The sequence below is a fragment of the Kitasatospora sp. NPDC057904 genome, from assembly GCF_042887925.1.
Lineage (GTDB): Bacteria > Actinomycetota > Actinomycetes > Streptomycetales > Streptomycetaceae > Kitasatospora.
This window is the reverse complement of record NZ_JBHVOL010000006.1, coordinates 32053-57552: the sequence shown is the minus strand read 5'-3', so window position 1 is coordinate 57552 and position 25500 is coordinate 32053. Positions and strand designations below refer to the sequence as shown.

The following is a 25500-nucleotide window of genomic DNA, read 5'->3' as shown; positions in this document are numbered from 1 at the left end:
GCCGCCGGGGCGGCCCCCGGCCGCGTAGACCACGCGCGTATCCCACGTTGATCGACTGGGGGCAAGCTCGTTCCTCCGCGGAGAAGAGGAAACGGAGTACGGGATTTGAGCACGGTCCTCGTCAAGCGCCCGCCTCGTGCCGACGGCCCCCCGCTCCCCGAGGGGCAGATCGAACTGGCCGAGCCCCCGGTGCTGGGCGAGCCCGCCACCCCCGACCTCGGCTCCGCGCTGATGTACCTGCCGATGGGCCTGGGCGCCGGCGCGATGGTGCTGATGTTCTCCATGCGCGGCGGCGGTGCGTCGACCTACATGATGTCGGGGATGATGGGCGTCGCGATGGTCAGCATGACGCTGACCCAGATCGGCCGCCCGGGCGCCGAGCGCCGGCGCCGGATGCGCGCCGAACGCCGCGACTACCTCCGCTACCTGACGCAGAAGCGCGTCCAGGCCCGCCAGGCCGCGGCCGAGCAGCGCGCCGCCGTGCTGTGGGACCACCCGGACCCGTCGGAGCTGTGGGCGCTGGCCCGCGGCACCCGGCTGTGGGAGCGGCGCCCCGGGCACGAGGACTTCGCGCGGGTGCGGATCGGGCTGGGCGCGCGCCGCGCCGCCCTGGAGTTCCTGCCGCCGCGCACCAAGCCGGTCGAGGACCTGGAACCGCTGTGCGCGGTGTCCCTGCGCCGCTTCACGCACGCCCACCAGAGCGTCCCCGGGCTGCCCGTCCCGGTGGGTCTGCGCCGTTTCAGCAGCGTCGAGTTCGCCGGCACGGCCGAGGACGCGCTGGGCCTCGCGCGGGCGATCGTCGGGCAGCTGGCGGTCCTGCACTCCCCCGACGAGCTGCGGGTGGCGTTCCTCGGCGACGAGGGCGCCCGCGCGCAGTGGGACTGGCTGAAGTGGCTGCCGCACAACGCCCACCCCGGCGAGGAGGACGCCGCCGGCCCGGCGCGCCTGGCCGCCGAGGACCCCGAGACCCTGCTGGACCTGCTCGGCCAGGAGGTCCGCGACCGCCCCGAGCACGACCCGGCGGCCTCGCCCAGCGTCGCCGAGCCGTTCGTCGTGGTCGTCGCCCAGGGCGTGCGGATCCCCGCCAACTCCCGCCTGGCGGGCGGCGGTCTGCGCAACGTCGTGCTGCTCGACGCCACCGGCACGATGCCCGGCGGCCCCAAGGTGCTGCGGCTGACCGTGAACGACGGGAAGGTCGAGTTCGCCTCCGGCGAGGACACCGACTCGGCCGACGCCGACGCGCTCAGCGCCACCGCCGCCGAGGCCCTGGCCCGCTCGCTGGCGCCGATGCGCACGAGCGGCAGCGTGGACCTGGCCGACCGTCCGCTCGAATCGGACCTCGACCTCGTCACCCTGCTCGGCCTGCGCGACCCGCACACCTTCGACGTCGCCGCCAAGTGGCGGCCCCGGCAGGTGCAGTCCGCCCGCCTGACCGTGCCGCTCGGCGTCACCGACGACGGCGAGGTCGTGGAGCTGGACCTCAAGGAGTCCGCGCAGGGCGGCATGGGCCCGCACGGCCTGCTGATCGGCGCGACCGGCTCCGGCAAGAGCGAGCTGCTGCGCACCCTCGTGATGGGCCTGGCCGCCACCCACTCCTCCGAGGTCCTCAACCTCGTCCTGGTGGACTTCAAGGGCGGCGCGACCTTCCTGCACATGGACCGCCTGCCGCACACCTCCGCGGTCATCACCAACCTGGCCGACGAGATCCACCTCGTCGACCGCATGCGCGACTCCATCAACGGCGAGATGATCCGCCGCCAGGAGCTGCTGCGCGAGGCCGGGTACTCCTCGCTCTTCGACTACGAGAAGGCGCGGGCCGCCGGCGCCGGCCTCGCCCCGCTGCCCTCACTGCTGATCGTGGTCGACGAGTTCTCCGAACTGCTCGCCAGCAAGCCCGAGTTCGTGGACCTCTTCGTCTCCATCGGCCGGCTCGGGCGCAGCCTCGGCGTGCACCTGCTGCTCGCCTCGCAGCGCCTCGACGAGAGCCGCATCCACAAGGTGGAGGGCCACCTCTCCTACCGGATCGCGCTGCGGACCTTCTCCGCGATGGAGTCGCGCAGCGTGATCGGCGTCGCCAGCGCCTACGAGCTGCCGTCCTCGCCGGGCAACGGCTACCTGAAGATCGACACCACCAACCTGGTGCGGTTCAAGGCCGCCTACGTCTCCGGCCCGGCGCCCGAGCCGCTCGCCGCCGACGAGCAGCCCGCCCAGGAGGCCGGCGCGTCCGGTGTGCTGACCGACTTCGGCCTGGCGCGGCAGGGCGCGCTGCGCTCCGAGAGCACCGACGAGTCGCTGGCCGCGCTCGCCCCGACCGGCCGTCCCGAACCGGCCGCCGCCGCAGCGCCCGACGAGCAGGCGAACGCCGAGAGCCTCCTGGAGGTGCTGGTCGGCCGTCTGGAGGAGAGCGGCCCGCCGGCCCGGCAGGTCTGGCTGCCGCCGCTGGCCGCCTCCCCCAGCCTGGACGAGCTGCTGCCCGGCATCGTGCCGGACCCGGTCCGCGGCATGAGCGCCGCCGGCCACCCGTCGCTCGGCACGCTGCGCGTCCCGCTCGGCGTCGTCGACCGCCCCTACGAGCAGCTGCGCGAACTGCTGGTCGCCGACCTGTCCGGGGCCGACGGCCACGTCGGGCTCGCCGGCGCCCCGCAGACCGGCAAGTCCACCATGCTGCGCACCCTCATCCTGTCGCTGGCGCTCACCCACACCCCGGGCGAGATCCAGTTCTACTGCCTCGACTTCGGCGGCGGCGGCCTCGTCTCCACCGCCGGCCTGCCGCACGTCGGCTCGGTCGCCACCCGGCTGGAGCGCGACCGCGTCCTGCGCACGGTGGAGGAGCTGACGCAGCTGCTGGAGCGCCGCGAGCGCGAGTTCACCTCGCGCGGCCTGGAGTCGATGGCCGCCTACCGCGCGCTGCGCGCGGCCGGCGAGATCGACGACCCGTACGGCGACGTCTTCCTCGTGGTGGACGGCTGGTCGACGCTGCGCCAGGACTTCGAGGACCTGGAGGCCAGGGTCATCGACCTGGCCGCCCGCGGCCTGTCCTTCGGCCTGCACCTGCTGGCCTCCGCGGTGCGCTGGTCCGAACTGCGGCCCCGCCTGCGCGACCTGCTCGGCACCAAGTTCGAACTGCGCCTCGGCGACGCGCTGGAGTCCGAGGTCGGCTCGCGGATCGCCAATGCCGTCCCGCACCAGCCCGGCCGCGGCCTGAGCGCCGGCGGCCACCACTTCCTGTCCGCGCTGCCGCGCCTGGACAGCTCCGGCGGGACCGCCGACCTCACCCCGGCCACCAAGGCGGCCGTCGCCGAGATCGACGCCTTCTGGACCGGCTCCCCCGCCCCCGGCGTGCGCCTGCTGCCCACCCGGCTGCCGGCCGACCAACTGCCGCCCGCCGAGGGCGACCTGCGGCTCTGCCTCGGCTGGGACGAGCAGCGCCTGGAGCCCACCTGGCACGACTTCTCGACCAGCCCGCACCTCATGGTGTTCGGCGACGGCGAGACCGGCAAGACCAACGCGCTGCGCCTGGCCGTCCGCGCGATCACCTCGCGCTTCAGCACCGACGAGGCCCGGATCGTCGTCGCCGACCCGGAGCGCGGCCTGCTCTCCTCCGTCCCCGAGGAGTACCGGGCGGGCTACGTCGTCGACCGCGACTCGCTCGCCCAGCTCGCCGCGAACGCCGCCCACTCGGTGGGCAAGCGGGTGCCCGGGCCGGACATCACCCCGGAGCAACTGGCGCAGCGCGACTGGTGGGAGGGCCCGCGGCTGTTCGTCGTCGTCGACGACTACGACCTCCTCGCGGGGGCGCCCGGCGCACCCACCCCGCTGGCGCCGCTCGTCCCGCTGCTCGCGCAGGGGCAGCACATCGGGATGCACGTGATCATCGCCCGCAGCACCTCGGGGGCGATGCGCTCGATGACCGACCCCGTCCTGCGGCGGATGTGGGAGCTCGGCAACCCGGCGCTGCTCTTCTCCTACCCCAAGGAGGAGGGCAAGTTCCTCGGCGAGGCCAAGCCGCGCACGCTGCCCGCCGGGCGCGCCCAGCTCGTCACCCGCCGGGCGGTGCGCCTCGTCCAGACCGGGCTGGTGACGCCCGCGTGACCGCCGCTCTCCCGTCCGCCGCCCCGTCCACCGTGCCTTCCGCCTCTTCCGCCTCTTCGCCGTCCAGGAGCAACATGTCGACCCCCGCGCCCGCCGGTGCCCCGCCGGTCACCGAGGTGTGCCGGCTGACCGTCGTCCACACCGACGGCCGCTTCGACGTCTCCGTCCCCGTCTCCACCCCCGTCTCGGCCCTGCTCCCCGTGCTCCTCGGCAGGCTGACGCTGAGCCCGCAGGAGCGCGGCACCGTGCAGGTGCTCCAGCGGCTCGGCGAGAACCCCCTCGACCCCGACGGCACCCCCGAGAGCCTCGGGCTGAAGCACGGCGACGTGCTCCACCTGCGGCCCGCCGAGGCGGCGCTGCCCGCGCTGCACTTCGACGACGTCGCCGACGGGGTGGCCCAGGTGATCGGCGGCCGCACGGACCGCTGGCAGCCGGTGGCCACCGTCCGCCTCGCGCTGGCGGCCGGGGCCCTGATGCTGGCCGTCCTCGCCGCCGCCCTGCTCAGCGGCGGCCCGGGACCGCTCACCGCGGCCACCACCGGCGTGAGCGCCGCCGCGCTGCTGGCGGCCGCCTGCCTGGTGGGCACCCGGCCCGGCGCGCGGCGCGGCACCGTGCTGACCGCCGCCGTCGGCGCCATGGCCCTCGCCGCCCTCGCCGGGCTCGCCTTCCGCGGCGGGCCGGACCACGCGTTCCTGCTCGGCCCGGCCGAGGTCCTCGCCGGCGCCGTCGCCACGGCCGTCGTCTGCGGCGTCCTGCTGATCGTCCGTCCGCTGCCGTTCCTGCTGCCGGGCACCGCGCTGCTCACCGCGGTCGCGGCGGCGGCCGGTGCCGGCCTGGTCCACGTCGCGCACTGGGACGCCGCGCAGGCCCTCGCGGTGGTCACGGCGGCCCTGTTCGTCCTCGGGCAGCTCGGCCCGCGGCTGGCGCTGCGGCTGGCCGGGGTGCGGGTGCCCGCCCTGCCGCACGACGCCGAGGAGCTCCAGCAGGACATCACCCCCGAACCCCAGGCCCGCCTGGAGCGCGCCGCCGGGGCGGCCAACGACTACCTGGACGCGCTGGCCCTGGCGTCGGCGGTGCTGTACGCGGCGGCCTTCTGGTTCCTGGTGCGCGAGCCCGGCTGGATCAACTGGGTGCTGCCGCTGGTCCTCGCCGGCGCGGTGCTGCTGCGCTCGCGCGGGCTCACCGGCGTCCTGCAGCGGGTCTCCGCCGTGCTCGCCGGCACGCTCGGCCTGGCGCTGCTCCTGCTGGCGCACGCCGCCTCCCACGGCACCGCCGCCCGGATCCTGGTGCCCGCCGTGCTGCTCGCCGCGGCCGTCCTCCTGCTGGTCCGCGCGCCCCGGCTGACGGACCGGCTGCTGCCGATCTGGGGGCACGCCGGGGACATCCTGGAGACGGCCACCGTGATCGCCCTCCTGCCGCTGGTCCTCCAGGCCCTGCACGTCTACAGCGCGCTGCGCGTGCTGGCGAGCTGAGCGGGGGCCGGGCATGCAGACACGACGCGACCACCTCCAGGCGTACCGCTTCGCCATGGCCCGCCTGGCCACCGCCCTCGTCCGGGGCGACGTCGGCCGCGGCGAGGGACCGACCGGGCGGGCCACGCTCGCCACCGTGCTCGGCGCCGGAGTCGTGGTGCTGCTGTGCGTCGGCTTCGCCGTCTACGGGCTCATCGCGCCCGTGGCGGACACCCGTTGGCGCAACCCCGGGTCGATCATCGTGGAGCAGCAGACCGGCAACCGGTACCTGCTCCTCGACGGACAGCTCCGGCCGGTGCGCAACTACGCCTCCGCCCTCCTCCTCGGCGGCAAGGGCAGCGCCGTCCACACCGTCTCCGGCGCCGAACTCGGCACCACCCCGCACGGCGCCCCCGTCGGCATCCCCGGCGCCCCCGACTCGCTGCCCGCGCCCGCGGGCCTGCTGCCCGGCCCCTGGACCTGGTGCCTGCGGCCCGACCTCGCGGGCGGCCAGCTGCTCGACCTCGCCCCCGACGGCCAGACCGCCGCGTTCCCCGACGACCGGCAGGTGCTGCTCGCCGCCCCCGACGGCTCGCACTGGCTGCTCTGGCGCGGCGTCCGCTACCCCGTGCCCTCCGACACCGCGCTCATCGCGCTCGGCCTGGACGGCGACCGCCCGGTGCCCACCCCGCAGAACTGGCTCGGCGCGCTGCCCACCGGCGCCCCGCTGGCCGCCGCCGTCCCGGACGCCGGGAAGCCGGCCGGCCGGGTCGCCGGGCACGACGTCACCGTCGGCCAGCTCTTCCGCACGGCCACCGGCGGCGTCCAGCACTCCTACGTGATGACCGACGCCGGCGTCGCCCCGGCCAGCGCCACCGCCGCGGCCCTGCTGGCGGCCCGCCCCGGCGCCCCGGCCGTCCTGACCGTCGGCGCCACCGACATCGCCGCCGCCCCCGTCTCCCCCGACCAGTCGCTGCTCACGGCGCTGCCGGACGTCCTCGGCGCCCCCGGCCTGGACGCCGGCGCCCAGACCGCGTGCCTGCGCCAGCGCGCGGACGGCACCAGGCTGACCAGCCAGCTGGTCGTCGAGGGCGGCCAGGCCGCCACCGGGACCCGGACCGTGCTCGTCCCGCCGACCCGCGGCATGCTCGCCGTCGACCTGGAGCAGCTCGCCCGCCAGAACGGCAACGCGCAGACGTTCCTGGTGACCGATCAGGGCATCGCCTACCCGCTCGGCGACAGCCGCGCCGGCACGGCCCTCGGCATCACCGGCGCCCCCGCGACCGCGCTGCCGGAGGACCTCCTCAAGCTCCTCGGCCACGGCCCGACGCTCACCGCCCGGGCGGCCGCCGACACCGTGCAGGGAGGCTAGCCGTGCGCCTCGCGATGAAGCCCGCCCGCGCCGCCGGCCCCGCCCTGCGGATCCGGACCGCCGGGCACGCCCTGCTGGTCCACCCCAAGGGACCGCCGGAGCCCAGCGCGCTGGCCTTCGCCGGAGCGCTCACGCCCGACCCCGAGCACACGCTGGTCGTGGTGGACCTGCTGCCCGCCGACCTCGACACCGCCTGGCCGGCACTCGCCGACCTGCTCGCCCGCCGCCCCGGCAGCCTCCGGCTGGTCTTCCACCCCTCGGTGGAGGGCCCGCCGGTCGGCCAGCGGATCGCCGACCAGCTGCGGCGAACGGTCCTCACCCCCGACGGCGAGGCACTGCCCACCGCCGGCGGCGGCCTGTTCGTCCCCGCCGACAGCGGCACCGGCTGGCTGCGCCTGCGGCCCGGCCGCGCGGCCGAACGCGACTCGCACCGCTACCCCAAGCCGCTGTGGGAGTTCGCCACCTACGACCGCATCTGGCAGACCAGCCCGCTCGGCGTCGTCGAACCCGTGCCCGGCGGCGTGTGGGTGCGCAGCGCCCGGCCCGCCGAACTCGCCGCCGGACGGCGCCGGCTGATCGCCGCACTGCCCGGCCACCCGAACGCGCTCACCGTCGTCCTCGGCAGCCCCGGCGGACCGGCCGTGCCGCTGGCCGACGTGACCCGCTTCTGGGGCACCGTGCTGCCCTCGGCCCGCACCGGGGTGCGGTTCGTCCACTTCGGGCCGGTCGCGCTGCCGGAGGGCAGCGGCGCGCTCGGACAGGTGCTGGCGGACGCGCTGCGCCAGCGCGTCGTGCTGTCGCCGGGGCCGGCGGCCGCCGAGGCCGTCGGCGGCGGGCCGGTGCTCCAGGGCGAGGTGGTCTACTCGCCGGCGCCCGGGTACCTGGCGGAGCCGCCGGCGTGGAACGCGGAGGCGGACGCCCCTGCGGTGCGGGTGGTGGAGCCGCCGGTCGCGTCCATCGAGGCGCCGGCGCCGGTGTCGACGGCGCCCGTGTCGACGGCGGCTGCGGAGGGGGTCGTCGAGCTCGGCCCGGTGCCGGTGAGTACGCCAACGCCGGCGGCCGGGACGGTCGTCGAGGTGGAGCCGGTGACGGTGGGCGCGCCGACGCCGGCTGCCGGGACAGTCGCCGAGCCGGACCCAGTGACGGTGAGTGCGCCCACGCCCGCCGCCGGGACGGTCATCGAGCCGGACCCGGTGCCGGTGAGCAGCCCGGAGGCGGCGGCAGAGCCCGTCTCCGCACCGCCGCCGCTGCCGACGTCGCTGGTGACGTCCTCCCCGGGCCCGGTCGCCGACTGGCCGGCTCCGGCCTTCGAGCCGAAGGTTCCGGTGCTGGAGACGGAGTCCGAGGCCCTCCCCGAGCACGCGCCCGCCCCGACGAGCCCCCCGGTCCTCACGTCCCTGCTGGAGTCGGCTCCGCCGGAGCCCGTGGCGCCCGTCGCGCCGGTCCCACCCGCCGCGCCCGTCCCGCCGCAGCTGCCGTCCATCGAGCCGTCGAACGCCCCTGCCGTCGCCCCCGAGGCAGCGCCGACGGCCCCGCCCGCCGAAGCCCCGGTGGCGCCCACTCCCACCCCCGCGCCCCTCCCTGCGATGCCCCGGATCCGCCTGGAATCCGGCGCCCCCAGCGCGCCGCCCGTCGAGCCCGCGCCTACCGTCGACGCCCCGGCGTCCCCGCCCGCGGCGCCCACCCCGTCGGCCGCTCCCCCGGCCGCCACCCGCGCGACCGCCGTACGCGTGCAGCCCGTCCCGTCGGCCGCCGCCCTCGCGCTGCCGCCCGAGCGCGGGCTGGAGCGCGAACGCGACTGGGTGCGCCGCAAGTTCAGCGCCCAGTACCACGCCGTCGCGGGCACGGTGGCCCGGGTGATGTCCGAGTCGCCGGGCCTGCGCAGCTCCTCGCGCGCGCTGGACGGCGACGCCCTCACCGACCTCGTCGCCGTACGCCTCTACCTCTCCGGCGACAGCGCCGCCGTCGACGCCGCCGTGCGCGCCGGAGCGGCGGGCCCGCACGTGCCGCTGGCCCGCTGCGTGGCGTCCGGGCTGAACCGCCTGCCCTCGTACCGGGGTGTGGCCCTGCTGCGGGCCGCGGTCTCCGGTCCGGAGCTCGACTGGTACGAGGAGGGCAGGGCCGCCACCGAGTGGGCGTTCTGCACCGCGCGGATCACCGTGCCCGAGACCCCCGGCGACGGCACCACCGACTTCCTGATCTGGTCGATGACCGCACGCCGGACGAGCCTGCTCGACCCCTCCGACCCCGACCGCGTGCTCTTCCCGCCCGGGACGGCCTTCAAGGTGCTGCGCGCGGGCTCCGCGACGGAACCGGTGCTGCTGCGCGAGCTGCTGCCGTCCGAGGGCGACGAGGACGCCGACCCGGACGCGCCCCGGCTGCCGCTGGACGAGATCGCCCTGGAGGGCCTCACCCAGGCCGCCGAGCAACTGCCCACCCACGGACGCCCCGGGCCCGGCGGCCCGCCGCTCACCGCCCCGCCCGGACTGATCACCGCCCCGCCCGAGCCGTCGGCCCGCGCCGCCCAGGGCACCCGTGCACCTATCGAGGGAGCAGAGAAGTGACCCGGCAAGTCCTCCTGGTGTCCGGCGACCGGCCGGGCGCCCACCGGTCCATCGCCGCCGCCCTGGCCGACGCCGTGGACGGCGCGCTGATCACCGTCGCACCGGGCCGCTACGACGAGGCGCTGACGGTCACCAAGGCGGTGACGCTGGCCGCCGAGGGCCCGGCCGGCACCGTGCGGATCCACTCCGCGGCCGGCAGCACGGTGGTGCTCGACGCGGAGGCCGTCCAGCTGTCCGGCCTGCACCTGAGCGGCGCGGACCGCGAGGCGCCGGTCCTGGACGTGCGGCGCGGGCAGGCCGCGCTGGACGGCTGCCAGGTCGCGGGCGAGGCCTGGGCGGCGGTCCTGGCCTGGCACGAGGGCGTGCTCGGCCTGCGCGACTGCACGGTGACCAACACGCAGGGCGCCGGGATCGTCGTGACCTCCGGCGGCGGCAACGTCGTGGAGCGCTGCGAGATCACCGACGTCGGCTCGTCGGCCGTCGTGGTCGCCGAGCACGGGCGGCTGACCGTGCGCGAGTGCTCCGTCCGCGGCGCCCGGGGCAACGGGATCTGCGTCAACGGCCACGGCACCGCGCTGGTCGAGTCCTGCCGCATCGACGGCAGCGGCAAGCCCGCGATCGCCGTCGAGCAGAACGGCCGCGCGGACCTGCGCAAACTCACCGTCACCGGCAGCGCCGCCCTGGACGCCTACCTCACCAGCGCCGTCCAGACCCTGCTGACCGACTGCACGTTCACCGGCTCGGGCGGCCAGGCCGTCCACGTCAGCGGCGGCGCGGCCCCGGTCCTGCGCGACTGCGTCATCGAGGGCGCCACGAGCGGCGGCGTGCAGGTCACCGCGGGCTCGCGGGCGCAGCTGGAGCACTGCCGGATCGCCGGCACGCCGGTGGGCCTGCTGGTCGAGGCCGGCGGCGAGGCGGACTGCGCCGACCTGACGGTGACGGGCGCGGGCGTGGCCGCCAGGGCCACCGGCGAGGCCAGACTGACGGTGCGGCAGGGCGAGTTCACGATGGACGGCGGACCGGGCGGCATCGGCCTGGACCTCGCCGACCGCGCGCAGGCGTCGCTCACCGGTCTGCGCCTGCGCGCCACCGCGGGCACCGGCCTGGCGATGGCCGGCGGCGCCCGCGCCGAGCTGACCGCCACCCTCCTGGAGGGCTGCCGGACCGTCGTCGGCCCCGACTGCGAACTCACCGCCCGGGACAGCGGGTTCGCCGGTTCGGACGCCGACGGCATCAAGGTCTCGGGCGGCGGCGCGGTGACGGCCGTCGGCTGCCGGATCAGCGGCGCGCGCGGCCACGGCCTGAACGTCCAGGCGTCCTCCCGCGCGGAACTGGACAACTGCGCCGTCTTCGACAACTCCGGTGACGGCGTGCGCTGCAACACCGACGAGCCGGTGCGCGTGCACGACTGCGAGATCCGCGACAACGGCGGCACGGCGGTCCACCAGCTCAAGTCCGGCGGACGGGTCTCGGTCGAGCGCCTCGACACCGGCGGCGACGAGCGCACCGCGCCGGCCGGGGGTGGCGGGCACGGACCGGCCGACCCGGCGGGCGCGCCGCGCCACCTGGGCACCGGGCCGCTCGCCGAACTGGAGGCCCTGGTCGGCCTGGAGAGCGTCAAGCACGAGGTCACCGGCCTGATCAACGTCAACAAGATGGCCCAGCGGCGCCAGGAGATGGGCCTGCCGATGCCGCCGATGAGCCGCCACCTCGTCTTCGCCGGTCCGCCCGGCACCGGCAAGACGACCGTCGCCCGGCTGTACGGCGCCGTCCTCGCCGAGCTCGGCATCCTCAGCCAGGGCCACATCGTCGAGGTCGCCCGCGCCGACCTGGTCGCCCAGATCATCGGCGGCACCGCGATCAAGACCTCCGAGGTCTTCACCAAGGCGCTCGGCGGCGTCCTCTTCATCGACGAGGCGTACACCCTGACCAACCAGTCCCGGGGCAGCGGACCGGACTTCGGGCAGGAGGCCGTCGAGACCCTGATGAAGCTGATGGAGGACCACCGCGACGAGATCGTCGTCATCGTGGCCGGCTACTCGGCGCAGATGGACCAGTTCCTCGCCTCCAACCCGGGCATGGCCTCCCGCTTCGCCCGGACCGTCGAGTTCCCCAACTACAGCCCCGCCGAGCTGGTCACGATCGTCCGCGGCCTGTGCGCCAAGCACTTCTACGAACTGGACGCCGGCGCCCTGGAGGCGCTCAACCGCTACTTCGAGGACGTGCCGAAGGGCGCCACGTTCGGCAACGGCCGCGTCGCCCGGCAGGTCTTCGAGGAGATGATCAGCCGGCAGGCGTCCCGGCTGGCCGTCCACCCGCCGACCGACGACAGCGAACTGAGCCGGCTGAGCAGCGAGGACGTCATCACCGTCCCCGGCGACCAGGCGGGCGTCCACGCGGCCACCCAGCCGGCCGCCCAGCCGGCTGCCCGGGCCACCGCGCCGTCGGCGCCCGCCGCGCAGGTCCCCGTGAGCGAGGGCACTCCCCCGCTCGACACGCCCGCGCTGCGCCGCATCGACGGCCTCGTCGGCCTGGACGGCGCCCGGCGGACCCTGCGCTCCCGCCTCACGCAGCTGGCCCGCCTCCGCGACGCCGGCGAACCGCTCGCCGGCCTGGGCAACATCATCCTCCAGGGCCCGCCCGGCGGCGGCCGTCGGGCGATCGCCGGACTGTACGGACGCGGCCTGGCCGAACTCGGCCTGCTGTCCACCGGCGTGACCCACCGGCTGGCGCTCTCCACCGTCCCGGCCCGGTGGGCCGAGCAGCCCGGGTTCCGGTTCGCCGCCGCCTGCGCCGAGGCGGAGGGCGGGCTCCTCCTGCTGGACCTGGACCCGGCCTTCGCCGAGCGCGCACCCGCCGCCCGCACCGCCGTGCTGACGTCGCTGACCCGGCTGGTCGCCTCGGGGCCGGGCGTGGTGCTGGCCCTGAGCGGCAGCACGGCGCACGTCATGGAGGTGCTGGGCGAGCACACCGACCTGATGGAGGCCTTCGCCGAGAACGTCGAACTCGCCGCGTACCGCGCGGAGGAGCTCGTGACGCTCACCGACCGCCGCCTGCGCTCGCTCGGCTTCCAGCTGGGCGAGGCGGCGGGCACCGAGCTGGTCGCGCGGTACGCCGCGCAGCCTCCGCAGGGCGGCGCGTTCGCGGCGCACCGGCTGGGCGACGCGCTGGCCCGCTCGGCCCGCGCGCGCACCGTCGCCGTCGAGGACCTGCCGCCCGTGCCCACCGCACCGGAGACTCCGGCCGCGCCGCCGCAGGCCGTCCCGGTCCCCCAAGAACCCCGGACGCCGGGCACCGCACCCCTGGTGCACTCCTGACCCCGGCTCCGTGACCCCGCACGGTGCGCGAGCGCCGTGCGACCCCCGAAATGAAAGGACGTACCCATGGCACTGACCTCCGTGGAAATCCAGGGCATGACGGCCGCCCAGGGCACCTTCCAGACCGCCCTGGACGAGGCCAGCGGCTCGTACGCGCAGATGGAGGGCCAGATCGACGGCCTGCGCGGCAGCTGGAGCGGCGAGGCCGCGCAGGTCTACCACCAGGCGATGCAGGACTGGCTGACCGACTTCCAGAAGGTCAACCAGGCGCTGACCACGATGCTGGAGAAGCTCGCGGCCAACACCAACGTGTACGCCAACACCCACGAGAACACCCAGCAGATCGCCGGCCAGGTGGCCTCCGCCATGGCCTCCGGCGTCACCGGCCTGCCCGGCTTCCCGGTCTGAGCCACCCCCTTCCACCGCCGGCGGCGGTCCGCACCGCCCCGGCACCCCGTCCCAGTCGAGGAGAACGCAGCATGAGCACGTACACGGTCCAGATGGAGCAAGTCGACTACATCGTCGGCGAGATGAACGCCATCACCCAGAAGCTCAACCAGACCCTGGCCGAGCTGGACAGCCAGGCCAGGATCAACCTGCAGGCGTGGACCAGCGACGCCCAGGCGACCTACACCCAGGTCAAGGCGCAGTGGGACCAGGCCGCGGCCGACATGACGGCCAAGGCCGCCACCGCCGTGCAGATGCTCGGCACCATCAACGAGTACTACTCCCACGGTGAGCGCCAGGGCGTTCAGCTCTGGGGCTGACGGCATGCCGGGCTACATCCCCCCGAACCACTACAAGCCGAAGCCGAAGCCCCCGATCGACCCGTACCACGGGAGCACCAGCGTCCCCGACGCCACGGGCACCGGGACGGCGACGGCGCACACCACGTTCACCGCGCCGCCGGTGCCGCCCCCGGACGGCCAGCACAGCGGGACGTCCGTGGACACGGCCTCGATGGAGACCTTCGCGAAAAACATCCAGCTGCTCATCCAGCCGACCAATGACGCGCGGAAGCTCCTGGACGCGGTCAACATCGCGCCGGGCGCCTTCTACCACGCGAACAAGATGCGCATCGCGGTCAACGGCCCCAACGGGGACGACGGGCTGAAGAAGCAGTTCGAGAAGGTGCTGGACGACCTGGCCAAGGGTCTCACCGACCTGCACCAGGGCGTCATCGACCTGGCGACGAAGTACAAGACCATCGAGGACGCCAACCACATGGCGTCGACCGAGCTGCAGACCTTCATGGGCAACTCGTCGGCGGACTTCGGCGGCCTGGTCACCGATGCCGGGGGCAGCCCGGCCCCCGGTGGCGGCGGTGGCGGCGGAGGCGGGGGCGGCGGCAAGCCGGGCAACGGCAACACCTGACGACCCCGCGCAGGAACCCCGTCCGGGTCCCCCGCACCACACGCGGGGGACCCGGCGGGACCGCCGGGCCCGGACACCGGGCCACACACCGGACACCACACCGGGCGGGACGGCCGACGGACGGCGGAACGACAGGAGGGAGAGGGCGCGATGGGCGACCCGAACTACAACGGCAACGGCTTCAACCAGGGCAACGACGGCGCGGTCTACGGCGCGCCCGGCAGCGACCCCGGCTCGACGGGCGACTACGAGACCTGGGACTGGAAGCAGATCGAGGCCGCCATCAACGGCATGGCCGCCGGCACCGGCGACGACAGCGGCCACGGCAAGTCGGTCTCCGACCCGCAGTCGCTGCAGAACGCGGCCGACACCTTCTACCAGGTCCAGCTGCTCCTCGCCGGCGTCGCCAAGAGCCTCGTCGACCAGGGCAAGGCCCTCGCCGGCGAGCACGGCCCGTGGAAGGGCGACGCGGCCGACGCCTTCACGACCATGCTGACCACCTTCTCCAAGCAGGTGCAGGCCACCGCCGACGTCCTGTCCGGCGGTTCGACCCACACCTACTCCGTTCCCCAGCAACTCGCGGACAACGCGGTCAACCTGGTCAACGCCCAGAACCTGATCTCCCAGATCGACACCTGGTACGCCAACCAGGCCATCGCCCAGGGCGTGACCGCGATGTCCAACGGGCTCATCCCGATCAGCCAGAAGCCCGAGCTGGTCAAGATGATGACCGCCGACATGCGCAAGGTGCTGAAGAGCCTGGCCGGCGAGTACCAGGTCACCATCGACTCCGTCCGCGCGCCGGCCCCGATCACCCCGCCGGTCAACCAGCCCAAGCTGACGGACACCAACGCGCCGAACACCAAGCTGCCCGACCTCAAGGACTTCGAGCACGGCGGCCCGAACCAGCTCGGCCCCGCCAAGAGCTTCAACATGCCCGACCTGAAGAAGTTCAGCGGCGCGCCGCAGCCCTTCCCCGGCGACCTGGGGACCGGCCACGGCCCCGGCGCGGGCGGCCTCAAGAACTTCTCCGCGCTGAGCGACGGGCCGGGCGCCGGCGGCCTGCACTTCCCCGGCGGCCTGGGCACCGGCGGCCCCGGCACGGGCCTGCCGGTCAGCGGCCTGCCGACCACCGGACTGCCGTTCCCCGGCAAGCTCGGCACGGGCGGGCCCGGCACCGGCGTGCCGGAGACGGCCGGCCTCGATCCGCTCGCCTTCGACCACGCGATCAACCCGGGCACCGGCAGCGGGGTCCGCTTCCCCGGCAGCACCGGCGTGGGCGAGTTCGGCAACCTGCCGGGCGTCGCGCCGGTCGGCCTGCCGGGGACGACCACCAACGCCCGGGGCGCCCGGTTCCCCGGCCAGACCGGCACTGGCAGCGGCGAACTCTCCTCCCCGCACGGCACGTTCGGCACCGGCAAGCCGGTGGCCTTCCCCGGCGCCACCGGCGTCGGCTCCGGGACCGGCTCGCACGGCCTGGGCGGCGGGCTCGGCAGCGGCCTTGGCGACGGGCTGGGCAGCGGCATCGACGCCGGCTCCCCGGCCGCCTTCCCCGGTCTCACCGACGGCCTGGGCACCGGCACCGCCTTCCCCGGCCAGACCACGACGGAGTCCGGCCTCCCCGGTGCCTTCTCCCCGGCCGGCGGCACCGGTCTCATCTCCGAGGGCCCCGGCGCCGGCATGGGCGGCGCGGGCATGGGTGGCGCAGGCATGCCGATGATGCCCGGCATGGGCGGCGGCGCCGCCGGGCAGAACGCGCCCGGCGAACGCAGCGACGCCTCCGGCCTGCTGGACGCGAACGGCGAGCCGTGGGCCGGCAGCCCCGTCACCGGCGAGGAGGTCGGCTCCCCGCTCGGCACCGCCGCCGGTGGCGCGGCCCTGGACCTCCCGCCGGTCAAGACCGCCGATCTGGACGGCCCGGGGCTCGGCCTGCCCGACGCCCAGGCCGCGCCAGGCGCCACCGTCCTTCCCGGCTTCGGCGAGGCCGGGGGCGCAGCGGGCGCAGCGGAGGCGCCCGGCATGGGGATGCCGATGATGCCCGGCATGGGCGGCGGCGCCGCCGGGCAGAACGCGCCCGGCGAACGCAGCGACGCCTCCGGGCTGCTGGACAGCGACATCGAGCCGTGGGCGGACGAACTGGACGCGGCGGAGGAGGAGATCACCGCTGGTGCGCTCGCGGGCGGCCCCGGTCTCACCACGGCGGGCGGGAGCCCCGTCACCGTTTCCGGCGACGCGCCTCTCGGCGCCGAACCCGCTGCGACCGCCGGGCAGGAGGCTCCGGCCGAGCAGGCCGTCCTCGGCTCGGACGGGCTGCCGCTGCCGGTGGCACCGACCGCTCCGGCCGCACCTGCCTCGCCGGTCGTCGTGCCGGAGTGGGAGGAGCCCGCAGCCCCGGTCGCGCCGGTCGCCCCGGTCATCGTCGCGGCGGCCGCTGTCGCCGTTGCCGCGGTCGCCGCCACCACCGTCGAGGAGAAGAAGAGCGAGACCGAGGCGGAGGCGGAGGCACCCGAGATCGCCGTGGTCGAGCCCGAGCCCGAGCTCGAAGAGGTGGCCCCGGCGGCGGCCTCGCCTGCCGACCCGCTGTCCGCGCCCCTGCCGCTGCCGACCGAGAGCGGCGAGCACGAGGAGCACGAAGCCTGGGAGGCGGCAGGCTCGGCCTTCGTCCCGCTGCTCTGGACGGTGCCGACCGAGGACGAGGAGGAGGTCATGGCCCCCGGCTACACCACGGAGGCAACGGCCACCTGGAGCGGGGAAGCGGGACGACCCGAGCCGGAGGAGCCGCAGTTCGCGGTCTGGCGGCCGGACCGTTCCGCACCGGCCGCCGCCGCAGCGGGGCAGTCGGCGTTCGCCTTCGACCCCGCCACCGTCTCGTGCGGGGCCGGCGCCGCCGGGGACGAGCCGCTCCTCATGGAGGACGAGTCGGCCGAGGAGCCCGAGGCCGAACCGGAAGCTCCCCGCGGCATCGCCGACCTCCTGGTCCAGGAGAGCGACGCCTGGGGCAGCGCACCCAAGGAGGGCTTCTCGGCCCTCGGCTGACGGAGCACCCGACCCACTCGGGCGTGTCCTCCGGCCCACCGACCGGAGCCGGAAGACACGCCCTGGGCCCCCGCCGGCCCGCGAGACCGCACGACACCCCCGAGGAGGGGCGCATGAGCACCACACCGTACGACCAGGGCATCGAGGACCTGCTGGCGCTGTACCACCGGCAGCGCGAGGAGGCCGTCGAGACCCGCCGCAGGATCAACGAGGTCACCTCGACCGCCACGGCCCCCCGTCAGACCGTCGAGGTGACCGTCACCGCGCAGGGCGAGGTCACCGCCATCGACTTCCCCACCGGCGCCTTCCGCCGGATGGCTCCCAAGGAGCTGTCCGAGCTCCTGCTGGCCACCATCCGGCAGGCCCGCGCCCAGGCACTCCAGCAGGTCGCCGAGCTGACGTCGCTCGGGCTGCCGCCCGGCGTCTCGGTCGCCGACCTGCTCCAGGGCAAGGCCGATCCGACAGCCATGCTCGCCGAGGACCCGACGATGCCCGACTCGGTGCGGGACTACCTCGCCGCGGGCGGCCCCTCGGCGACCCGCGGCAGCGCCCGGCGCGGCGGAACGGAGGACTGACGATGGCGAACGAGTCGTTCTCGGTCGACACCGACGGACTGCACCTCCAACTGCCCTACGTCCAGCAGCTCGCGGCCCGCTTCAAGGGGATCGCCGGCGGGCTGGAGGGCCGGCTGTCGGACCTCGGCCCGTGCTGGGGCGACGACGCCACCGGCGAGGAGTTCTTCAAGCAGTACGACGCCCCGCACCAGGAGATCCACAAGGGCATCGGCGGCATCGGCCAGGTGGTCCACAGCACCGCCGAGGGCATCCGCACCATGGCCGTCAACTTCGAACGCCTGGAGGACAACAACATCGAGTCCGTCCGCCGGATCAACACCGGCGCCGGCGAGCACCGGCCCGCCCCCGAGAGGCCCGTGCACGGATGAGCATCGACATGCCCCCGGAGCTCGCCTGGGTCGCCCGGCTGGCCGTCGGCCAGTCCTGGCCCAAGGGCGACGAGGACAAGCTGCGGGCACTGGGCGCCGCCTGGTACGACACCGCCCAGCAGCTCGACTCGATCACCAAGGAGATCGGTCCGGCGACCCTCGGCGTGCGGAACAGCATCAGCGGCCCGGTCGCCGAGCAGTTCAACGCGTTCACCCAGCAGCTGCAGACCAACCTGCCGCAGATGGCCGAGGCCGCCAACCAGATCGGCGACCTGGGCGACAACACCGGGGTGCAGGTCGAATACGCCAAACTCATGGTCCTCGCGCAACTCATCTGGCTCGCGTATGAGTTGAGCACCCTCTCGTTCGCCGCACCGGAGGCGATCCCGGCCGCGATCACCTCCGCGCGCCTGATCGTCCAGATGATCCTGCGCCGGCTGCTGGTGTCGGTGATCTCGGGCGTCGGGTTCATGGTCGGGATGGACGCGCTGATCCAGAGCATCCAGATCCTGCTCCTGCACGACCGCACCAAGTGGGACACCGACAGCACCATCCAGGCCGTCGAGGGCGGCGCGATCGGCGGCGCCATCGGGGGCATCCTCGGTGGCGGACTCGGCGCGTTCGCACCGAAGTTCGGCGGCTCGCTGCTCGGCAAGCTCGCCGTCGGCGGCGCCACCGGTGTGATCACCACCGCCACGATGACCGCCGCCTTCGGCGGAGACGCCGACTACACCTCGGCCCTCACCTCCGGCCTGATCGGCGCCCTGGGCGGCGGGAAACACGGGCACGGCGGGGAGGAGGGGAAGACCAAGATCGACCCCGTCAACCTCAAGGAGATCAAGGCCCCTGACCTCCACCTGCCGGACGTCCACCCGGTCGACGTGCACACGCCGGACGTCCACACGCCGGACGTCCACACGCCGGACGTCCACACGCCGGACGTGCACACACCTGCCGTCCACCCGACGGACACCGCGCCCGCCCCGATACGGACCGGATCGGGCGACAACACCGCCGGGGTCAAGGAGACGACGACGCCCGACACCCGGCCCGTGACGGTCTCGGAGGACAGCGGTACCCACACCGACACCCACTCCGTCGGCACGCCCGACGTGCGCACCGTCAACACGCCGTCCGTCTCCGAGAGCCACACGACGAACGAGGCCACCCACGGGCAGCCCGGCACCTCCGTCGGCACGCAGGAGCGGACCAGCCCCCGCACCACGGACACCACCGTCGAGACGCCCGCCCGGACGACGGCATCGCGAGGCGAAACCGGCAGCACGACGGGATCCGGCCTCCACGGCAGCGAAACCACGACCTCGGCCCCGACGCCCCACCAGGAGTTGGGCCTCCCCGGCTTCGAGACCAAGCCGACCGACACGACCGCCGGAGCCACCCGCCCCGCCGATTCGTCCGGAACAACCGGTACGCCCGGTACAACCGGGATCACCGGACCCGCCGTCGCCGACAAGCCGACGACGACCGGCGCCGACGTCTCGCGCACCACCGACTCCCCCGCCACGAGCGGCAACAACACCACGGCCACGGCAACGGCCAACCAGCCCCGTCCCGGCGAAGGACAGGCACAGGCCCCGGCGCAGACATCGGCGCAGTCCCCCCGGGTCACCACCGAAACGAGCAGCACCAGCACCTCGACGGACAGCCGAACCGCCGCCCCCGTGCGAACCGCCGGCGAGCCGGCCGTCACCCGCACGGAGAGCAACCCCACCGCCCAGGCCCCGGTCGACCAGCCCCAGTCCGTCCATGCACCGGTCGATCACACCACGGTCGAGCACACCCCGGCCGATCACGTCTCCACCGGCCCGGTCGACGTCCACCACACAACCCCCGAGCACACCTCCACGGCCCCCGACGTCCCACCGCCGCTCCCGCCCCACACGGCACCGCCCGAGCCCCCGCTGCCCGCCGCACCGCACGAGCCGGTGCGGGTCGACCTCGGCCCCATCGCTTTCGACGGCGGCTCCGCCGACCTCACCGCTCCCCGGCAGCAGGCCCTGAGCTCCACCGCCCGCCAGGTCGCCGACCTCGGGGTGCGCAACGCCCGCGACGGCGGCGGCCCGCCGGTGGTGACCGTCGAGGGACGCGCGAACGTCCTCGACCAGGGCCTCCCCCACTTCGGGAAGTCCCTCAAGCTGGGGCAGGAACGCGCCGAGGCGGTCGCCACCGCCCTGCGCAGCGAGCTCAAGGACCGGCTGGAGACCCTCCAGAGCGACGGCCCGGTGGTGCTGCACGGCGACGACGTCACCGTCATCCCGCGCTCGCGCGGCAACCAGGACTTCGAACCGGGCTCGCCCGATCACACCGGCGACCACGTCGCGGTGAGCGTCGAACTGCCGCCGCCCCCGCGTCTCGAAAGCGACCCCGGCACCCCGCACGAGACCCACGAACAGCCCGCTTCCGTCGTCGTCCCGCAGGTCCACGTCCCGGAGCCCACCCCCGAACCGGTCGCCCGCCCGGTGCGGCAGCCGGCCTCGCCCGACTGGCGCTCCCGCCTCGACGGCGCGCCGACCACCCGTGTGCACACCGAGCGCTTCGACCCCGCGCGCGACCCGCTCAAGGGCAACGCCCCGCACTCGCTGGCCGGTTCGCAGACCCTGGTCCGCTCCGTGGTGCGCCGCGTCCAGGCCGAGAACGGCACCTGGGTCCGCCACCACACCGTCGAGCTGCCGGTGAACCTCGGGCACAGCGGCATGTCGGCCGGCGAGCTGGCCGGCGTGCACGAGCGGATCCAGCGCGCGATCGACCACCACCTCAACGGCGGCCTCGAACTCCCGCGCTCCGGCGACCAGTTCCACCTCGACCTGAAGCTCGTCGCGGGCGACGACCACCCCGAGGCCATCACCATCGGCCGCAACGACCAGCGGGTGCCGCTCGACCAGCGCTCCTGGAACGTGCCCGTCGACCCGGCCCACGACGACACCCACATGCCCCGCGTCGTCCACGAGGTCCTGCACTACCTGGGCCTCAAGGACGAGTACCAGGACTCCGACAGCCTGTTCCGCCGCAACGGCGACGGCCCCGGCGTCCACCGCGACGGCCTGATGGGCCACGACGTCAGCAGTTCCGCCGAGGTGCCCCACCGCTACCTGGAGACCATCGAGGACACGGTGGACCACACCGCCGTCGTCAAGGACCACCCGCACGGCGCCCCCGACGCACCCGAGACCGCCACCCGCACCGACCTGCCGCACATGGACGCCGACGACCTGGCCCGCTGGGACGCGCCGAAGGTCCTTGAGGTCGGGAAGACCGTCCAGGAGGACGCGGAACGCAGCTACCACGACATCGGCGCCGGCCTGGAGGGCCACCCGGACCTCCATCGGCGGTGGTACGACCCGGCCCAACGACCCTCGATCGTCAAGGTCCTCACGGAGTGGGTCACCGCCCCCGCACCGCCGTCCATGCCGACGGCGAACGGTGGAGGCCGGAGCGCGGAATCCAGGGACGCCCTCTCCCGCGTCTACAAGACGAAGGACCAGGCGGCCTCGGCGGTCCTCGACCGGGTCAAGTCCCTGCCGATGGCCGAGATCGAGCGCGACCTCGCCCTGTCCGTCCGCCAGGACTCCGACATCCACACGTCCAACTCGAACTTCGTGCAGACGAAGCTGATCCCGTGGCTGGCGGCGAACACGACGGGCAACGCCGAGTTCACGCAGCACCTCGGGAGCAGCAGCGCGGACCTGGCCGCCCTCAAGCGCCTGTACCTCCCGTTCGTCGAGCACGGCACGAAGACGATCAACGACATCCTCGGCTCGCCCCACACCGAGTCGTTCTCCACGCTGATCTCGACCATCCACGACGTGGCGGAACTCATGTACATGGTGGAACCTAAGGACCTCGCGCACCACGTCACCGTCAAGGAGATCAAGCCCACCACCGAGCCCGACGCGAGGGCCGCGCAGCAGGATTCCGACATCGAGTTCAGGGGCTACGTGCTCGGCGACGTCCCGGACCCCGCGTCGGAACGCACGTATCCCAACTGGACGAGCACCACGGCCGATCCGCCTCCGAACCCCCCTCTGGACCGGACCCCCGTCGAGCGGACCTTCCGCGGCGCCGCGGCCACCCCCAACCAGTTGGACCCGCACGTCGCGACCGCCGGCCGGCTGGGCTACCCGGTCTCGCTCGGCCCGTCGCGCACCACCGGCAAACTGATCAGGCTCGCCCACGAGGCGGGCGCCACCCCGGAGGAGAAGAAGGCCCTCGCCTTCTCGCTCCTCAGCCTCTGGTACACCGACTACCGCCGCGACCTCACCGACATCCACCGCTACCACTTCGTGATGGACATGGCCGCGAACTTCGGCGTCGACTACGACCCGTTCTCGCGTCCCGTCCACCCGGTCACCGGCAAGGACGACTACCGCGACCTGATCGACAACGCCCTGAAGCGCCACCGCGACACCACGGCGGACCTCCAGCGGGACTACGTCCCGACGGAGCCCCCGCCGGTCGTCACCGAGAGCGCCCCCGCAGAAGCCTCCTCGTCCGCCGCGGCAGCGCCGGCAGAGGGGCACGCGCAGCCGGAGCCCAACCTCAACATCCCGCAGAAGTGGGAGAACGAGACGGAAGTGCTGGACCTGGTGCGCCGGCTCGCGAAGGCTCCCGGTTTCATGATCCAGGTTCCCGGTGATCCCGACTCGCTCGGCCGGGACACCCCTGAAGGGAGCGCCTGGGCAAGGGTGCTGGAACACGAGAGCGTCAAGGCCCAGCGGCTCCTCGGGAAACAACGACGGCCAGACGGCACGTGGTACATCTCGATCCCCCCGAAAATCCAGAAGATGCTGGGCCTCAAGTGAGCGACGCCGGACCGGCCCGAGGGATTCCGCCTCGGGCCGGCACCCGGCACCCGTCCGCTGACAACAGTCGACAGCCGATTGACCGATCACGCTCTCGTGCACGGCGCGCATCGTCGACGAGGGCAAGGTCTCCCTCGACGCACCCATCGAGCGCTACCTTCCCGGCGTCGTGGACGGGAACGGCTTCGACGGCAACACCATCACCGTGCGCCGGCTCCTCTAGCACACCAGCGGCATCAAGGAATCGCAGAATCCGACCTCGCAGAATGCCGACGGCACCTTCGACCTGGCCGCGGTCGTGCGCGACGGACTGAGCTATCCGCCGGTCTCCGCTCCGGGAGCGGCACGAGCTACGGCCTCGGCCTGCAGACCTTCCCGCTGCGCTGCGGCGGCGCTGCCTGGGGCCACAGCGGCGGAGTGCCCGGCTACACCACGATGACCGTCTTCGCCCCCAACGGCCGCCACGCCTCGCTGGTCTCTAACACGATGACCGTCTCCGGCTCCAAGATGCTCGACGTCCTCAGCTCCGCCCTGTGCGACTGACCCCGCTGCCCGGCCACCCGGTGCGATCATGAACGCATGACGACAGCAGCGCTCGTGGACCTCCTGACGCGGTACGGCTCGACCGGGGACTTCGCCGGCCTGCGCCCGCTCGGGCCGTACCCGGTGACCGAGCGGGGAGAAGCCGAGGATTCGGGGCGCGTCGCCGACGAGTTGCCGTGGCCGCAGTGGTTCCGGTTCGGCTGCATGTCGGTCGACGTGTGCCGGTGCGGGATCGTCAACACGGTCTCCGTCCGGACGTGGTACGACGACGTCGTCCTTCCGGCCGGCGGGCCGGGTGAGTACGGCTCCTTCCCCGGCCCGCCCGGCTTCCGGGAGCTCTCGGACGCCTTCGCCGCCGCCGGTGTGCACTGGGAACGCGTCCCCGAGACCCACTCCCTCCCGCAGTTCACCATGCGGACCACCGTCGCCGATCTCCCGGACGTCACGGTGGACTTCATCTTCATCACCGACGAGACCCCGGACCGGCCGACGCTGTACAGCGCCCACGCACACGAATACACCCACCTCTGCCCCGACGGGCCCTGACGGGCCGTGATGCTGGGCGGCCGGGCCGAGTTCACCCGGCCTCGGCCGGCATGATCACCACCGTGAAGCTCGCCGCGTTCCCGGCCTCCGCGCGGAGCGAGCCCGTGTCGCCGTCGACGTGGTCCAGCAGGTACTCGGCCATCTCGCCGGCCAGGCTCGCGCTCCGGGGGAAGCAGAGCGGGCGGCGGGCCTTCTCGTCGTAGCGGGGCAGGGGCAGGTCGTCCGAGCCCTTCCGTTCGTGGAACGGCTTCGCGTCCGCCGCCACGACGACCCGTACGCGCTTCCGCTCGCCCCAGCCCGAGGGGACCTCGACCACCGTGAGCCGGACGTTCCCGACGCCGTCGTCCATGCCCCACGGGAGCGTCCACTCCAGCAGGCCCTCGATCCCGCCGGCGACGCGCCGCTCGCGGTACTCCTCGATCAGGGGCGGTAACGCGGCGAGCAGCACGCGCAGGTGCCGCAGGACGTCGGCGAACCAGATCTCTTGCACGGGAACCCCTCCCATTCCTCGCTTACTCGCATCGAAGCGGGGGTCGGGCGCGCCTGGCAAGGGGTCGGCGCGGAGGAGCGCTCAGGGGGTGGGCAGGCCGCCCGGGCGGGTGGGAGGCCCGAAGCGGACGGGCACGCCCGGGGAGTACAGCACGCTCACCGGCGGCCCGGGCTGCGCCGGCAGGCCGGCCGCGGCCACCAACTCGTCGTCGCACTCCAGGAGTTCGGCCCGGTGCAGCGGCCAGCGCGGGTGGACGTTGGGCAGGTGCATCGTCCGGCCGAAGAAGGCGTTGTGCAGGCCCCAGCGGGCGGTCAGGAAGTGTTCGAGCGCGGTCGGCTCCTCGATCCGCCCGCCGACGCGGACGGCGATCCGGGAGCGGGCGCCGCGCGGTCCGGGCCAGCGCCGCCTGCTGGTGTAGGTGAGGGTGTCCGCGTCGCGGCGGATCTCCATCCTGGCCCACATGTAGGGCAGCCGGAAGGCGCTGCGGGCGATGGCCACCGGCAGCAGCCGCGAGGCCTCCAGGGAGCGGAACACCACGCCCCGCCGCCCGTGCCGGTCCACCGAGTAGAGCCGCACGTTGGTCTCGGGGAAGGTGCCGAGGTACGGGACGCCCGGCACCTTGAACCAGCCCACGCGGTGCATCCGGAAGGCCACCAGGCCGATGTAGGTGAGGCCGTCGTGCGTGTCCGGCACCGTCCCGGGCGGGAGGAGCGGGGCCACGTCCGCGGGGTCGGCGGCCCAGTGCAGGAACGACAGGTCGAGCCAGGACTGGGTGAGCAGCGGGCTCGGCACGTCGCCCACGGGATCGGGCGTTATCGGCTCCGCGGGGGCAAAGACGGGCGGCATCGTTCCAGCGTCGCACGGCCTGACATCGATCTTTCCGGCGGGGCCGGTGCTCCACTGCCCGCCGCGCGGGGCAGCAGCTCGCCCGAGGCCCCGCCCGTTCGTCGCC

General features: G+C 74.5%; 17 protein-coding genes. 15 read left to right on the top strand and 2 right to left on the bottom strand.

Annotation, left to right across the window (positions count from 1 at the left end; all coding sequences use genetic code 11):
* Positions 1–105: 105 nt before the first annotated feature.
* The 15 genes from eccCa (at position 106) to ACFVSN_RS17055 (ending at position 24058) form a co-directional block, all read left to right on the top strand.
* Complete coding sequence (gene eccCa / locus ACFVSN_RS17125; RefSeq protein WP_387955677.1) at positions 106–4092, top strand: type VII secretion protein EccCa; 3987 nt, start codon at positions 106–108, stop codon at positions 4090–4092.
* A gap of 74 nt (positions 4093–4166) precedes the next feature.
* Positions 4167–5564, top strand: a complete 1398-nt coding sequence (eccD, locus tag ACFVSN_RS17120; RefSeq protein WP_387955675.1) for a type VII secretion integral membrane protein EccD — start codon at positions 4167–4169, stop codon at positions 5562–5564.
* 13 nt (positions 5565–5577) lie between these two features.
* Positions 5578–6915, top strand: a complete 1338-nt coding sequence (eccB, locus tag ACFVSN_RS17115) for a type VII secretion protein EccB (RefSeq protein WP_387955674.1) — start codon at positions 5578–5580, stop codon at positions 6913–6915.
* Positions 6916–6917: 2 nt separating this feature from the next.
* Positions 6918–9479 carry a hypothetical protein gene (locus ACFVSN_RS17110; protein ID WP_387955672.1) on the top strand — a complete coding sequence of 854 codons (2562 nt, stop codon included), beginning with the start codon at positions 6918–6920 and terminating at the stop codon, positions 9477–9479.
* Positions 9476–12796: a right-handed parallel beta-helix repeat-containing protein gene (locus ACFVSN_RS17105; protein WP_387955670.1), complete on the top strand. Its 3321-nt coding sequence runs from the start codon at positions 9476–9478 to the stop codon at positions 12794–12796. The genes ACFVSN_RS17110 and ACFVSN_RS17105 overlap by 4 nt, the downstream gene beginning before the upstream one ends.
* A gap of 66 nt (positions 12797–12862) precedes the next feature.
* Complete coding sequence (locus ACFVSN_RS17100; protein WP_380444696.1) at positions 12863–13204, top strand: WXG100 family type VII secretion target; 342 nt, start codon at positions 12863–12865, stop codon at positions 13202–13204.
* Between the two features lie 71 nt (positions 13205–13275).
* On the top strand, positions 13276–13563 hold the full coding sequence (locus ACFVSN_RS17095; RefSeq protein ID WP_380444695.1) for a WXG100 family type VII secretion target: 288 nt from the start codon (positions 13276–13278) through the stop codon (positions 13561–13563).
* 4 nt (positions 13564–13567) lie between these two features.
* A complete protein-coding gene (locus tag ACFVSN_RS17090; protein WP_387955668.1) occupies positions 13568–14170 on the top strand; it encodes a hypothetical protein in 603 nt (200 codons plus the stop codon).
* Positions 14171–14320: 150 nt separating this feature from the next.
* On the top strand, positions 14321–17206 hold the full coding sequence (locus ACFVSN_RS17085) for a hypothetical protein (protein ID WP_387955667.1): 2886 nt from the start codon (positions 14321–14323) through the stop codon (positions 17204–17206).
* Between the two features lie 113 nt (positions 17207–17319).
* The gene (locus ACFVSN_RS17080) at positions 17320–17781 is read left to right on the top strand and encodes a YbaB/EbfC family nucleoid-associated protein (RefSeq protein ID WP_387955665.1); all 462 of its coding nucleotides are present in this window, start codon (positions 17320–17322) and stop codon (positions 17779–17781) included.
* A gap of 2 nt (positions 17782–17783) precedes the next feature.
* Positions 17784–18149, top strand: a complete 366-nt coding sequence (locus ACFVSN_RS17075) for a WXG100 family type VII secretion target (protein WP_380444688.1) — start codon at positions 17784–17786, stop codon at positions 18147–18149.
* Complete coding sequence (locus tag ACFVSN_RS17070; RefSeq protein WP_387955663.1) at positions 18146–22969, top strand: hypothetical protein; 4824 nt, start codon at positions 18146–18148, stop codon at positions 22967–22969. The genes ACFVSN_RS17075 and ACFVSN_RS17070 overlap by 4 nt, the downstream gene beginning before the upstream one ends.
* 85 nt (positions 22970–23054) lie before the next feature.
* Complete coding sequence (locus ACFVSN_RS17065) at positions 23055–23192, top strand: serine hydrolase (RefSeq protein ID WP_387956216.1); 138 nt, start codon at positions 23055–23057, stop codon at positions 23190–23192.
* A gap of 194 nt (positions 23193–23386) precedes the next feature.
* The gene (locus ACFVSN_RS17060) at positions 23387–23512 is read left to right on the top strand and encodes a hypothetical protein (protein WP_380444684.1); all 126 of its coding nucleotides are present in this window, start codon (positions 23387–23389) and stop codon (positions 23510–23512) included.
* 36 nt (positions 23513–23548) lie between these two features.
* The gene (locus ACFVSN_RS17055; RefSeq protein ID WP_387955661.1) at positions 23549–24058 is read left to right on the top strand and encodes a hypothetical protein; all 510 of its coding nucleotides are present in this window, start codon (positions 23549–23551) and stop codon (positions 24056–24058) included.
* Between the two features lie 31 nt (positions 24059–24089).
* On the opposite strand, the gene ACFVSN_RS17050 is transcribed toward ACFVSN_RS17055, so the two are convergent.
* On the bottom strand, positions 24090–24548 hold the full coding sequence (locus ACFVSN_RS17050; protein ID WP_387955659.1) for a hypothetical protein: 459 nt from the start codon (positions 24546–24548) through the stop codon (positions 24090–24092).
* 81 nt (positions 24549–24629) lie between these two features.
* Positions 24630–25394 (bottom strand): YqjF family protein, encoded by a 765-nt coding sequence (locus ACFVSN_RS17045; protein WP_387955657.1) that lies wholly within the window; start codon positions 25392–25394, stop codon positions 24630–24632.
* Between the last annotated feature and the right edge of the window lie 106 nt (positions 25395–25500).